Source organism: Galbibacter orientalis DSM 19592 (assembly GCF_000260115.1).
GTDB classification, from domain to species: Bacteria; Bacteroidota; Bacteroidia; order Flavobacteriales; family Flavobacteriaceae; genus Galbibacter; species Galbibacter orientalis.
On record NZ_JH651379.1, the window covers coordinates 3,668,884 to 3,683,103 of the forward strand.

The 14,220-nt window shown below is 33.8% G+C and carries 11 protein-coding genes; 1 reads left to right on the forward strand and 10 read right to left on the reverse strand.

From position 1 onward, the window contains the following. Window positions 1-422: 422 nt before the first annotated feature. From JOOMADRAFT_RS16100 to JOOMADRAFT_RS16125, 6 genes are read right to left on the reverse strand one after another with little or no spacing between them, the layout of a single operon-like run. The gene (locus JOOMADRAFT_RS16100) at window positions 423-1,880 is read right to left on the reverse strand and encodes an aldehyde dehydrogenase family protein (RefSeq protein ID WP_008615219.1); all 1,458 of its coding nucleotides are present in this window, start codon (window positions 1,878-1,880) and stop codon (window positions 423-425) included. A 17-nt stretch (window positions 1,881-1,897) separates the two neighbouring features. Continuing rightward, on the reverse strand, window positions 1,898-2,680 hold the full coding sequence (locus tag JOOMADRAFT_RS16105) for an enoyl-CoA hydratase/isomerase family protein (protein WP_008615227.1): 783 nt from the start codon (window positions 2,678-2,680) through the stop codon (window positions 1,898-1,900). Window positions 2,681-2,691: 11 nt separating this feature from the next. Further along, window positions 2,692-3,840: a CaiB/BaiF CoA transferase family protein gene (locus JOOMADRAFT_RS16110; protein ID WP_008615229.1), complete on the reverse strand. Its 1,149-nt coding sequence runs from the start codon at window positions 3,838-3,840 to the stop codon at window positions 2,692-2,694. Between the two features lie 2 nt (window positions 3,841-3,842). Continuing rightward, on the reverse strand, window positions 3,843-4,988 hold the full coding sequence (locus JOOMADRAFT_RS16115) for a CaiB/BaiF CoA transferase family protein (protein ID WP_008615231.1): 1,146 nt from the start codon (window positions 4,986-4,988) through the stop codon (window positions 3,843-3,845). A 1-nt stretch (window position 4,989) separates the two neighbouring features. Continuing rightward, a complete protein-coding gene (locus tag JOOMADRAFT_RS16120) occupies window positions 4,990-6,147 on the reverse strand; it encodes an ABC transporter substrate-binding protein (protein ID WP_008615233.1) in 1,158 nt (385 codons plus the stop codon). Window positions 6,148-6,200: 53 nt separating this feature from the next. Next, the gene (locus tag JOOMADRAFT_RS16125) at window positions 6,201-8,750 is read right to left on the reverse strand and encodes a glycoside hydrolase family 2 protein (RefSeq protein ID WP_008615235.1); all 2,550 of its coding nucleotides are present in this window, start codon (window positions 8,748-8,750) and stop codon (window positions 6,201-6,203) included. 93 nt (window positions 8,751-8,843) lie between these two features. On the opposite strand from JOOMADRAFT_RS16125, the gene JOOMADRAFT_RS16130 reads away from it, so the two are divergent. Continuing rightward, the gene (locus tag JOOMADRAFT_RS16130; protein ID WP_008615236.1) at window positions 8,844-9,590 is read left to right on the forward strand and encodes an IclR family transcriptional regulator; all 747 of its coding nucleotides are present in this window, start codon (window positions 8,844-8,846) and stop codon (window positions 9,588-9,590) included. Between the two features lie 123 nt (window positions 9,591-9,713). Here JOOMADRAFT_RS16130 and JOOMADRAFT_RS16135 read toward each other — a convergent pair whose 3' ends face one another. From JOOMADRAFT_RS16135 to JOOMADRAFT_RS16150, 4 genes are read right to left on the reverse strand one after another with little or no spacing between them, the layout of a single operon-like run. Next, window positions 9,714-10,943 (reverse strand): glycoside hydrolase family 117 protein, encoded by a 1,230-nt coding sequence (locus JOOMADRAFT_RS16135; protein WP_008615237.1) that lies wholly within the window; start codon window positions 10,941-10,943, stop codon window positions 9,714-9,716. 29 nt (window positions 10,944-10,972) lie between these two features. Then, window positions 10,973-11,986: an L-rhamnose/proton symporter RhaT gene (locus JOOMADRAFT_RS16140; RefSeq protein WP_008615238.1), complete on the reverse strand. Its 1,014-nt coding sequence runs from the start codon at window positions 11,984-11,986 to the stop codon at window positions 10,973-10,975. A 39-nt stretch (window positions 11,987-12,025) separates the two neighbouring features. Continuing rightward, window positions 12,026-13,066: an aldose epimerase family protein gene (locus JOOMADRAFT_RS16145; RefSeq protein ID WP_008615239.1), complete on the reverse strand. Its 1,041-nt coding sequence runs from the start codon at window positions 13,064-13,066 to the stop codon at window positions 12,026-12,028. A gap of 11 nt (window positions 13,067-13,077) precedes the next feature. Continuing rightward, window positions 13,078-14,172 carry a mandelate racemase/muconate lactonizing enzyme family protein gene (locus JOOMADRAFT_RS16150; protein ID WP_008615240.1) on the reverse strand — a complete coding sequence of 365 codons (1,095 nt, stop codon included), beginning with the start codon at window positions 14,170-14,172 and terminating at the stop codon, window positions 13,078-13,080. Window positions 14,173-14,220 lie beyond the last annotated feature (48 nt).

Below are 14,220 nucleotides of genomic sequence, written 5' to 3' on the forward strand. Positions count from 1 at the left end.
CGATTCGCAATTAAAAATTAAATCACTTAATTTGTAGTAAGATTTTTTAACGGTAAGTGATGCTAACACCTTGTGGGTGATGGGGGCAATATCGGCTGCGAGAACAGCGTTAAAAAATTTGAACCCACTAAACCCTTATTGATGGTAACAAGGATTTACATTTAAGTACTTTGAAACTTCGTCTTACACAGTATTAATATTTATAGAACTATATTCTCAGAGCTCCCTATTTCTGTTTTTTACAATAATTTCTTTGATATTCACATGTGGTTACAATTGAAAATATCATTTCTCATGGAGTTGATGATTTAACCAAATACGAGGAAGTTAAACATACCTATTGAAAATACTTATGAAATGTCTGATTCTATGACAGAAAAAGGAAACTTTCACTCTAAATTATTAGATTTTAAAGTGAATTTTTAATTAGAATAATCCAAATAAACTGTTCGTTTTTGCAGAAATTGGTCTATCCCATAAATCCCATCTTCACCACCAATTCCTGAGGTTTTATGCCCAGAGTGGTATCCTTGTATGTAGCCAACTATTTGCTTATTTATAAAAATTGTCCCTACCTCTAACTGATCAATTGCTTTTTGATGTAGCTTATAATTATTTGTAAATAAATATGCTGATAAACCTTCTTCCTTAGCATTGGTTATACTCATCGCTTCATCAAAGCCATTTATCTTCATTATAGGTAAAATTGGAGAAAATAATTCTTGTTTAGCTGTAGCTGAATCATTTTTAATATTTGTAAGGACAGTTGGCGCATACCAATTTCCTTTTTCATATATTTTTCCTTCTGGACGATTTCCCCCCATTCTGAGTTCGGCTCCATTCGCTACATCAAATTGAACTAATTCATGTACCCGTTCTAAACCAACTGAACTTACATTTGGTCCCATATTCACAGAAGTATCAAAAGGGTTTCCAACTTTAATTTGTTGTACACGTTTAATTAATTTATCTGTAAATTCATCAGCAATCCTTTCATCTACCATTACCATTTCATTACAGATACAAACTTGTCCACAATTTGCAAATCTAGAAATTACTGCGGCTTCTACTGCCTTGTCTATATCAGCATCATCTAAAACTATAAATGGTGCTTTTCCTCCTAATTCTAAAATCAACCCAGTTATATTATCAGCTGCCAAACGATACATCGCCCTTCCAGCATCTGTACTTCCTGTTAAGCTTATTAATTTAGTTATAGGACTTTTTACCAATAAACTAGCTGCGTCTGTATCTTTAGTTACAATCATATTAACTACACCCCTAGGTATATCAACTTCTTCAACTAGCTTACAAAATTCGGAAGTAGTAATTGGAGTTAATTCATGAGGTTTCAGAATAATTGAATTCCCAGTTACTAAAGCTGGTCCTAATTTACGCCCAATTAAAGCTAATGGAAAATTAAATGCACATAAGGCAACTGTAACTCCATAAGGTACTTTATGAATCTCAAGACGCTCATTTGGATTATCAGAGGGAAAAACTGCTCCTTGAATTCTACGACCAGCTTCTGCAGCATACCACATGTAACGAATGGTATCATCTACCTCTCCTAAAGCCTCTATATAGGTTTTTCCTTGTTCTTTTACTATTAACGATGCAAAGTATTCTTTTTTTTCCTTTAATTTATTACATAACTCAAAAAGGTAATTAGCTCTTGTTTGTGCTGGTGTTAAATGCCATCCAATCTGTGCCTTTTTTGAAGTTTCTAATGCTAACTGAACATCCTCTATGGAACATGCAGTTACAGTTGCAAAAGTTTCATTAGTAGCAGGGTTTTGCACCTCAAAAGAATCTCTCTTTAATGGATTTAACCATTCACCATTAATAAAAACTGAGTAATGGGTTATTTTGTCAGACATAATAATAGTTTTATAATTTATTTAAATTTTGGTGTACGCTTTTCTATAAATGCTAAAAATCCTTCTTTGGCATCGTAAGTGTCGTAAAGAGTATTTACAGATGAATTCTCAAAATCTAGAGCCTGAGCGGCGGTCATTCCTTTATGTAATTTAATATATTCTTTTATAGCCTTCATAGCTTGTCCTGCTCCCGATGCTAATTCATTAACATAATTTTCTACTTCTTTATTAAAGACAGTTTTATTATATAATTGATGAAATAATCCGTAATCATATGCTTTTTGAGGAGAAATAGTATGTCCAGTAACCAAAAGCTCCATTGCTCTACTTACTCCAATTAAATCGATTAATCTTGGAGTACCACCATTCCCTGGCATTAAGCCTAGTTTTACCTCAGGCAAGCCTATTAAATAATCTCCCTCTGATGCTAAACGGATATCACAAGCCATTACTATTTCTAAACCACCTCCTAAAGCATGACCACTAACCGCCGCTATTACTATTTTAGGACTTGAAACGATAGCATCAGAAACCTTTCTTGCTGCTACAACCATTGCTATATTTTCTTTTGTAGTGTTTCTGCTAAAAATTTTTATATCAGCACCAGCACAAAAAAACTTTTCAGAGGCACTCTTGAGTAAAATGATTTTTATATGTGGATCTTCACTAGCTTCATCTATAGCTATATATATTTGTTCTAGAAATTCTTTAGAATAACTATTTGCCTTTGGTCTATTCAAACTAATTATAGCAACTCCGTTAACTTTTGAAATACTCAAATGTGATGGATTATCATTCATATAGCCATTTTTTATGATTGTAAAAATTCATTTTCAATTTTTTTGTTGTGCTCCCCTAATATTGGACTACCTGTTGTGGATGTTAACCATGTTCCATTAATTTGAATTGGACATCTAGTGGTTTCATATTTATAACCATTAGTACGATTTACTTTTTGTATCATATTTAATATTTTAAATGCCTCTTCATCAAACAGTTCTTTCCAATTCATCACTTTTGCACACCAAACATCTGCTGGTTCTAACACACTTAACCATGCACTCGTTGTTTTAGTTTTTAAATGCGTCGCTAATATATTTTTAATCTCATCTCTTTGATCGTACCAACTTGTTGCTGTTTTATATTTCTTCAAAAATTTACATCCAATAAGTTTTCCTATAAATGGAATTGACCCCATTGCCAAAGCCATAAATCCATCCTTAGTTGGATATATCCCATAAGGTGCCCCTAAATATGCGTGAGCTGAATTTGATTGTGGCCGAATAGTCGGCTGTCCTCCATCTGTAAAAAAACAAGTAATAGATTCAAATTGATATTCAATTGCGGATTCTAACATACTAACCTCTACCCTAGCTCCAGTTCCTTGAGTTAATCTTCGGTATAAACAAGCTAAAATACCTTGAGATAAATGTATACCTGATAATATATCTACTACTGCCAATCCAATGGGTACAGGTCCCATACCATCATTTCCATTTAATTGTGTTAACCCAGATAAAGATTGAATTAATAAATCTAAACCTGGTTTATTTTTCCATACCCCTTCTTTACCATAACCCGTAAGTTCTGCGTAAACGATGGTAGGATTAATTAATTTAATTTTTTCATAGTCAATCCCCAACCTTTCTACTACATTTGGTCTGAAATTATGAATTAAAACATCTGCCTTTTTAATAATATTATATACATTTTGTCTGTCCTTTGTTTTTTTTAAATCAGCAGCATAACTTTCTTTATTTCTATTGATAGCATGAAACATGGAAGATTCATTATCCATTACCAAATTTGAAAAATATAGATTTCTACAAAGATCCCCGCTCTCTGGTTTTTCAATCTTGATTACTCTAGCTCCTAAATCGGCTAACCTTAAACTGGCTGAAGGTCCCGATAAATATTGACTAAAATCAACAACTAATATTCCCTCTAATGGTTTTATCATAACTAGCTTAAATTAAACTCTCTATCAATAATGGCATTATTCTCCCCTACTTTTGGAGCTGATTTAGAATTTAAAATGCGCTCTCCATCCAAACGAATTGGACATCTAGTGGTTTTCATAGGTATACCATCCGATGTTATTACTTCCTGATCCATTTTTAGCACTTTATAGCCTTCATGATTAAGAAATTCGTGATAGTTATATACATCTGAAACTTTAAAATCTAAAGGTTCAAAAATAGACAACCAATAGGCGGTAGTCTCTTTTACAAACTCTTTAGCCAGATAAGACATAATATCATTTCGCTTTTCATACCATACACTCTTATCTTCAAATTCATCAGGTAATTTTATTTTCATAGCGCTAAATAATTCATCTAAAGGAGTCAATGCCACAGAAATATACCTGTCTTTTGTTTGATAAACACCATAAGGAGCATCAAGATAAGCATGAGAGTTTCCTTGATCCGCGCGAAATGGTAATACATTACCATTATTTAAATAAGAAGTAAGTACTTCAAATTGGATATCCAAAGTGGATTCCAGTAAACTTACTTCAATTTTGGCTCCTTTTCCTGTATTATTTCTTTGAATTAATGCTGCTAATATACCCTGCACTAAGTGGCCTCCAGTAAAAATATCTGAAGTTGCTAGACCAGAAGCAATAGGTTGATCATTTTTATTTCCCGTAAGATTTACAAAACCTGATAATGATTGAATTAACAAATCTTGCCCTGGTTTTTTTGCCCATGGTCCAACGTTACCATACCCCGATACCACACCGTATATTATTTTTGGGTTTATCGCCGAAACTGTTTTATAATCCAATCCAATTTTCTCCATTACACCTGGTCTGAAATTATGTGTCATAACATCTGCCTGGGCTATAAGCTTTTTAATTTTTTCTAAATCTTCAGATGATTTTAAATTTGCAGCATAGGATTGTTTATTTCTATTCGCTGTGTGAAACACCATACTACTTTCATCTATATAAATATCCTTAAGAGCAATTTGTCTACCCGCTTCCCCTGTTTTAGGACGTTCAATTTTAATAACACGAGCCCCTAAATCGGCCATCTTTAGACCAGCTGAAGGTCCTGCCATAAATTGAGCAAATTCTAAAACGGTTATACCTTTTAATGGTAACATATTATAATTCCTTCTTTAAAGATTCAAGATATAGCGTGTTTAATTTGTGTAACACACTCTTTGCATTTCCTCCATCTTTCATAAAATCTCTGATTGGAGCACCAGCATGATCTTGAAAATACATATGTCCATGATACCTCGGTCTTAAAAATGCATTATCAAGTGTAAATAACGTGTCCTTAAAATAATCCATAGACATATAATTATTAGATGTATCTAACCATGCCTCTCTATGACCAGGTTGACCTCCATTATCAAAAAAGATAGTTTTTTGTACCTCTGGAGATGCTACGTATTGAGCATATTGTAATGCAATGTCTTGATGAGCAGAGTTTGATGAAATTGCTAACCCTGTACCTCCTAAGGTTGTAATTAATTTCTTTCCTTCTAAAGAAACCGTATTATGAAATTTTAAAATATGTTTAGCATATCCCCTTCTCGAGTAATTGGAATAACCGTATGCAAAGGGCGAGTATACAAACTTATCGGTTCGTGTCATAGCCTCGTATACTTTTATCGGGTTCATACTGAAACACGAAGGATTTATATATTGACCTAAAGTTCTTAAAATATCTAACGCTTTAAGCCCTATTTCTTCTGAAATAAAATAATCTTTTGTAATTGCCACATCTTCTCCCAGAGTTGAGCAAAGCATATAAAAACTCATTAATGTATCCTGTGGGATTCCTGGAATCGCTATTTTACCAGCCTTCGCCAATTCCATTAAATCATCCCATGTTTTAGGTATTTCCTTTCCCAATTTTTCTAATAAATCAGGTCTTGATGCAGCAACTGGAGTGGCTGCATCAATTGCTAGAGCGCTTTGGTAACCATCAAAACAATAACTTTCATGAGATTTTCCAACCGAGTTTGCTAGTTGGTCGTCTAAAAAATCTTTAGGCAAATGCTTGCTTAAAGAAATAATAACTCCTGTTCTTGCTGCAAACCCTGCCCATGGATGATCTATAATTAATAAATCATAGCGCTTTGCTAATTGATCTATGGGTTCGTCTGCAAAAGCTTGAAGTGATCGTTTTTCCCATACAATTTCGACATTTGGATTTAACTCATGAAATCGTTGAGCAGTAGCTACCGCTGATGTATATCCACGACTGTGATCCCAGGTAATCCCTTTTAATAATATATGTTTTTGTGACATGTTATTTAGTATTGTCTATAACCTTTCGACGTATAAAGGTTTATAATAATTAATTAAAATCCTTTTGCTCGAGGGGTTTGAGTCCCACTCTCATAATCTTTCCCGTTCTCTCGAGTAAATTCATCAAAAAAGAAATAATATGAACCATAACCGCCGTGCCCATTTTCATTTTCTTGTTTTAATCGCTCTTCTTTCCATGCTTGAAAATGTTTTGTAGCTACCTCTTGGTCTCCGATTAAAAAGAAATAATCGTTATGAGAAATTTGGTTTCCATCACTATCTAATAACTCCAATTCAACATAAAATTTCTCTTTAACTTTCCCTAAAATATCTTGGTTAATTTCGAAGAATTTTCTGGCACTGTTTTCGTCTATTTTTGCTACGTCATATGTCTTATTAAATAATGTATTTTTTTTATCATTTTTAATCGTGAAATTGATTGTACAGTTTTTATATACTGTGTAGAAGTCATTAATTACCCATATATTTCCTAAAAAAGGTTCATCTGTATGCCATCTTCTTTTCTTAAATTCAAAATTCACCAATAAGGGTTGATAGGCTTTTTGAACATAGTAGTAAGATCGCTTTGGCTTTTGATAATTATCTACTATACCCCATTTCATATCGGGCCAATAAGTAATGTAATGACATAAAGCGATTGCACTTAAACTTGGTTTGTCTCTACGAAAATGTTCAATTCCATTTTGAAAAATAATTCCTTGAGCATCTTGAGTAGCATTTACAAATTCTTCTAATGAGCCCTTCATTTCATCTCCAAACACATCCCAGTTCTGCATACGTAAACGAGTTAGATCTGCCCAATGGTGTCCCCAACTTAACCCTGGTTTCCAAAGTTCATCTTCTGGAATAAATTTTCTTAAACTTTCTACAGAGGGGACTGATGTAATAGCAAATTCGGGTACAATAGGATAGCCATCTGCTTTGGTTTGATACCAGTCTTCGTGCAACCACTCTCCCATATCATAGAAATAACGTAAGGCATGAACAGCCTCTTTTGGTTTAAATCCAGCTTCTTGGGCCACATGATCTGTCATTGGAGAATCGGGAACATAAGGAAGTGGAACATAGGCTTGTAAAGAATCTCCTAAGCGTTCTAAAAACTTTCTACCAGCATGTGGATCGCGTGTACGGAACATCATTTCCTCCCCACCTTCCATCATTATTAGCGAAGGATGATTTCTTCGCTCCTTTACCACTTTTACTGCTTCATTAAAGATTTCTGAAACATGCTCTTCATCTATTGGGAAGTTCCCAGTACCTAAAGGAATCATATCTTGCCAAATGGTCATTCCCATTTCATCTGCATATTGATAAAATTCTGGAATTTCTGGGGGGTGCCAACCAAAAATACGAATGTTATTCATATTCATCTCTTTAGCCATTTTAATGAGTTCATAATATTCTTCCGGTGAAGTACGCCCTACAAAAATGTCTGGAGGTCCTCCCCAGCACGCTGAACGAATAAAATGAAATTTACCATTGATATATGTTGATCTTGGAAAGGAAACATCTACCCCTTTTTCAAATCCTGGATTCCATTTTGAAGTTACTTCTCTTATACCAAAAGTAGTTTCATTAATATCGTGATTAACTTGCCCCTCTTTTAATGAGATTTTTGCTTGATAAAGATTTGGATCCCCCAAATCCCAAGGCCACCATAATTTTGGATTATCTATATGTATTGTTTTGGTAACTTTATGAGTTCCTCTTGTAATATTTTCATTAAAATTAAATTCTAATTTTTCTGATTCAAAATTCTTTCCTTCTAGAGAAATTATAAAGTTCATTTTCTTTGATGCATCATCTGTATTCTCAATGGTCATTTCCATTGTAACATCAGCCGAACCATTCTTATTAATCTTAGTTTTTGCATACACATCTTTAAATCGCACTTTCCCACTTCGTACCATTTTAACGGGTCTCCAAATCCCCATAGGTGCAATATCTCTCCAATAATCGCCAAACCAAGGTGTTTTTTTTCCAGCTACTAATGCATTAACTTGGGGAGCTGGATTTATTTTAACTATCAACATATTCTGCCCTTTAAGGTAATCATGATTGTTTATTCTCAAGTAATCATTTACATTAAAGGAAAATCCTGAAAAAGCCCCTTCATTTTTACCGAGATAATGACCATTTAACCAAACTTCACAACTATAATCTACCCCTTCAAAAACAATATCTACTACTTGATCTTCAATTCCCTCTGTTACCTGAAACTGATAAGCATACCACCATTCGTACTGCTGTACCCATTGCGCTTTAACACTGTTCCTACCAAAGTAGGGATCTTCAATTGCTCCAGCCTTCCATAAATCGGTATAAACATCTCCCGGTACTTCAGCATTATTCCATACTAAAGTTTCGATGTCTTCTGAAGGAAGCTTATGAAGACCTCTTTTGATTCCTTCCCCAGGAAGCATCATTTTCATTCGCCATTTCATACCACTAAAATCTCTCTCGAATTGATTACTTTCTTGATGTGACAATGTAGTATTTGGTTGTCCATACATATTGGCTGTAGAAAGCCCAATAATTATGCATAGTAATAATATTTTAAAACTTATATATTGTTTACTCATAATTTAAATAATTATTTACTTTACAAATATTTTAAAAATGTTTGAATTTTTCAAATATAAAAATATTATTTATATTTAAATATAAATTTAGCAATGAATAAATACAAAGCACCCGCATTAGAAAAAGGTTTAGATATTTTGGAATATCTATCCAATAAAGCGCTACCTCAAACACAAACTGAAATAGCTATAGGATTGAACAAGAGTCCCAATGAGATATATAGGATGTTAGCTTGCTTAGAATATAGAAAATACATCCAAAAGCTTTCTACTGGTCAATATGCATTATCCATGAAAATGTATCAATTATCACATAGACATAGCCCAGTCGAAGGTTTAACTCGCACTGCAAAACAACATATGGACGATTTGGCTAATAAAACAAATCAATCCTGTCATTTAAGCATATTACATTACGGAGATTTACTTGTTGTTTCTCAATCCAAAAGTCCTGGTTCCGTATCTTTGTCTATAAAAGAAGGAAGCTTGTTTCCGCTGTTACAAACATCTTCTGGAAAGGTGCTCTTAGCTTTTGAAAATGAACAAAAAAGAGAGCATTTACTGGAATCTAATCCATTTTACAATTCTCAAAATTCAACTTTTAAAAAACAATTTCTTAAAGATCTACAAAAAATAAATAAAAGTGGGCATAACATATCTAGTAGCGAATTAACTTTAGGAGTTACAGATATTGCAGTGCCTATTTTTGGAATTAATAATGAAATTCTATGTGTTTTGGCTATCTCTAGCATACAACCTATCACCAAAAATGTAGATACTACTTTACTATTGAATGAGCTAAAAAATACAGCTACTAAAATTAATAATGAATTAGGTTGACCATATTTTAAAAGAGGCTTTTATAATAAAAGCCTCTTTTAAAAAGCTAACTAGCAACTAAATCTATAATAACTACTTATAAACTCCATTAACTTCCAGTAAATACTATCTTTTTATGATTCTCTATTTACCCCCTTCTTCGCCTTTACCAACATGATATCCTATTTTCCATGTTGAAAATCTTCTAATGTATTGATAATTATAATCTTGATATTCATGTGTTAATCCCCATTTAAGAATCCCTATCGGGTCTTCATCTGTTTCTAAAGTTCGATTAAGACCTATTGCATGAGGTGCTCCTTTAATTACACTTTTTATTTCAAAATTAATTCCATCTGGAGCCCATTGTACTGTATTTTTTTCTGGTCCATCCGTAGTTATCAAAGAAGCGATACCTCCGTTGTATTTCCAAACACATATTTCATGTCCACTATTACTTATGGGATTGTAGGGCGATTTTACATACGGCCCTTTTGGATTATCTGCTATAGCCACACCATGCCTAATCTGTCTACCACCAAATGTAATTTCTTCCCCCATTTGTTCTCCTTTATAATACAAATAGAATTTACCATTAAAGGGTATTATACATGGATCATGTACTTTATGGCTATCAAAATCTCCTTTCTTTTCCACCTTAAATCTATTGTCTTCATCGCCTTCCCATTTGCCATTATCTGCTGGGCTTAATATAGGTTCTTCACTTTTAGTCCACGGGCCATCTGGAGAATTAGACCAAGCCAAACCTACTTGATTTTTAACTCGTACATTGTAAGGAGATTTTACCGTTTGGTAGCATAAGTAATAAATTCCATCATATTCCATAATTTCTGTTGTAAATACAGACCTGTCATCATAAGAACCTTTTTCACCCCTCGCTACAGCTATTCCCTCTTCTTTCCAAGTCCATCCATCTTCTGAAGTAGCATACCAAATATCGCAACGGTCCCACGGAAAAACTTTTTCATTTTCAATATCCCCTGCAAATCCTTGAGTTGGTCCAACAGATTTTGAATACCATACATAGTACTTTCCATTATGCTTAATCATAGCACTCGGGTCTCTCCTAACAACCCCTTCTTCGTAAGCTAAATCTCCTTTTAAATCTTCAATCTTATATTCAAAAAACCAATCATTCCCTAAATCAGTAGACCATTTTAAAGCTCTTTTAGATGCGGCACTTAAATGATTCGGGTCTGTAATTCCTAAAAAATCAATCTGTTCAGCCGTTGGCACAACAGAATCACTTTTCTTTGAAATATTGTCTTCTTTATTATCATTAAAAGATTCTTGACATGAAGACATCATTAGACATAACATCCATAAACTTGTTAAACTATATTTTATTTTCATACTATAAATTTTAAATTATACTATTATTTCTAAAGAAAAGCAGTAACTAAAACCCCTATAACCATTGAGACCAAGCCTAAATACAAGAACGTTTTTGCTTGTTTTGGGGCTTTTATCCACTCTAAGGTTAATATCCCAGCTATTACAGCTACTACCACCGACAATGTATTAAAAATAGCGTACCCAATAGACCCTCCATGAGCTCCTAAAACAAATGAAGAATATGCAAAAATAATAGAGGCTGTAAAATTTAATATCGCCATTAAAATAGCTAATAACACATTTCTACCGGCTTCTTTAACCTTAAAGCTTGACCACATCTGCTTTTTAGTGAGAACAAATATAAAATAAGGTATCACAAAAATTCCTCCAGATACATACACTATAAACATAGAGCACACAGAAGCTAACCAACTTGGGTTTCCATTTTTAAGTATCACATTTCCAATAATATTCTTTGCTGCTTGCCCATTCATACTAATTTCTAGAGCAACATTAAATCCTGTGGCCAATATACCTCCTATGACTGCTATTAATATACCAACTAACATAGATTTTTGCTCCCCTACTTCTACTGTTTTATTCTCTTCCTTCTGTCTTAAAATTCCAGCCCGACCATTAAAATATATTCCCAATAAAATAATGGAAATCCCAAGTAAAATAGGCCATACTTCAGTTGAGTATGGCAATCCATTAAAATACCAAGGCAGTAGGGAGCCAACGCAAATAATTGTACCTATAAACAATGAAAACCCTAATGACAAACCAATATAATCTATTGCCTTCCCCCATAACATCATGCCTACACCCCATAAAAATCCTGGAACCAGCATACGGAACAATAATGGATATCCAATATCTGATAATACTTGTCCGAAATTATTAATCATAGTAAAAGCAACAATGGATGGTATAATCCAAAGCATAAATAGAAATGCTATACTCCAAGTGTTTTCGTAAACATAATTTTTAACATACTTCTCTGGCATGGCAAAAAAACCCAGCATAACCCCTGCTGAAATGGCTAATAGAATTCCGATCATAATATTTCTGTTTGGTTTAGTTAATTCTTAAGATTTGCTCTAAAAGTTAAATTTAAATACCGTAGAACTTTTAAAGATCTCTCCTGCTTTAGTTATCGATTTCGGAGAATTTTCAATATTTGGTCCATTAGGATACCGATGGGTTTCACAACAAAACCCACGATACTTTCCAAATTGTTGACCATTTTCTCGTTTCAATTTATTTGAAGTATACTTCCCAGTATAAAATAACATACAAGGCTCTGTGGTATGCACCTCAATACTACGTTTATTAGAAGGATTTCTTATAGTTGCTACATGTACTAAACTATTAGTAGTATTTATTAGATAAAAGTGTTCAAAGCCATCCTTCATAACTTCATGAATATCTCCTATACGTTTTTCATCTGTTAAATCTTCATAAGTCCCTTTTAAGTCAATTACTTCCCCAGTAGCAGCTCCCGTTTCATCTATTACTAATTTTTGATTTGCATTAATTTTTATAAAATGATTTTCTACCGTCTCTGAAAATGCAGACAAATTAAAATAGGTATGATTAGTTAAGGACAATGGTGTATCTTGGTCTGGAGTAGCTTTATAAGAAATTGACAACTCGTTTGCGTTGTTTAGAGATATATGTACCACCACTTCTACATTTCCCGGAAAACCTTCTTCTAAATTGGTGCTTTTAAGACTCATTTCAACACCACAATCATCTCCGTCTACAACTCTAGCGTTCCAAACTTTCTTATCAAAGCCTTGAACCCCACCATGTAAATTGTTTTCACCAGCATTTTTTGCCAAAGCATACGTTTTTCCGTTTAAACTAAAAGTGGCATTTTTAATTTGTGAACAATAACGCCCAATTGTGCCTCCAAAATAAGGTGAGTTTTCAAGGTAATCATCAGAGAAATAACCCTTCAAAGAATCGAAACCGCAAGTAATGGTATGTAAATCTCCTTGTACATCGGGGATTCTAACAGCTGTAATAGTAGCACCATAATTAGTAACAGAAACCTCCATCCCGTTATTATTTACCAAAGTAAATAAGGTAATATCTTGTTTTTCTATATTTCCAAAATCTGTTTGTTTCGTCTTCATAAGAGTTCTAATTATTTCTGTTCGTAAGAAGCTAATTTTTTCCAATTAAAAATCACGCCAACACCTGGATAATCTGGAGCTACAGCTCTATAGTTTTCTACCACCAACGGACGTTCTGTATATTGGTCTATTGGAAAACTATGTACTTCCAACCACCCAGAATTAGATTGGGAAGAAACTAAACTTACGTGCAACTCCTGCATTCCATGGGAGCATACAGGGATATCATTTTTATGAGCCAATCTAGCAGCAGCTAACCAACCCGTTATTCCCCCACAATTAGAAGCATCTGGCTGTACATAAGCTAATTTAGCTTGCTCCATGGCATATTCAAATTCGTGGATGGTATGCAAATTTTCACCCATAGCCAAAGGAAATCCAGTAGCATCTACAATTTCTGCATAACCTTTATAATTGTCAGGGATAATAGGCTCTTCAAACCATGTTATATTTTGGTCTTTAAAACCTTCAATTGCATTTATTGCTTGCGCTACCGTCATAGAGTAGTTTGCGTCTACCATAAAGGTTACATCTGGGCCAATAAGCGACCTTACCGCTTTGATTCTATCTAAATCTTCTTCTAAATTCTCGCGTCCAATTTTAATTTTTACTGCTGAAAAACCGCTGTCTAAATATCCTTGTATGTTACTCAGTAGTTTTTCTTTTGAAAACATTAGATCAATTCCTCCACAATAGGCTTTACATGTATTGGATGCACCTCCAGCCATTTCCCATAAAGGCTTATTGACTTTTTTACAACGAATATCCCATAGTGCAATATCTACCGCCGAAATAGCAAACGATGCAATCCCTCCACGTCCAACATAGTGAATGTGCCATTCCAAAAAATCGTAAATCCCTTCAACATCATCCCCATCTTTTCCTAATAAAACTTCTTCAAAATCGTTTATTATCATTGCTTTAATAGCCTGCCCTCCTTTTCCACCAGTATAAGTATATCCTGTACCTTCAGTGCCATCATCCAGTGTAATAGTTACGGTAATTAGTTCGAAATGATAATGATCACCATGCTTAGCATCGGCCATAACCTCAGGCAACGGCACCTTAAATAATCTAGTTTTTATATTTGAAATTTTTGAACTCATGTTAATTCCAATTTTTATGTGTCATTATCACTCCAACAATCAATCATT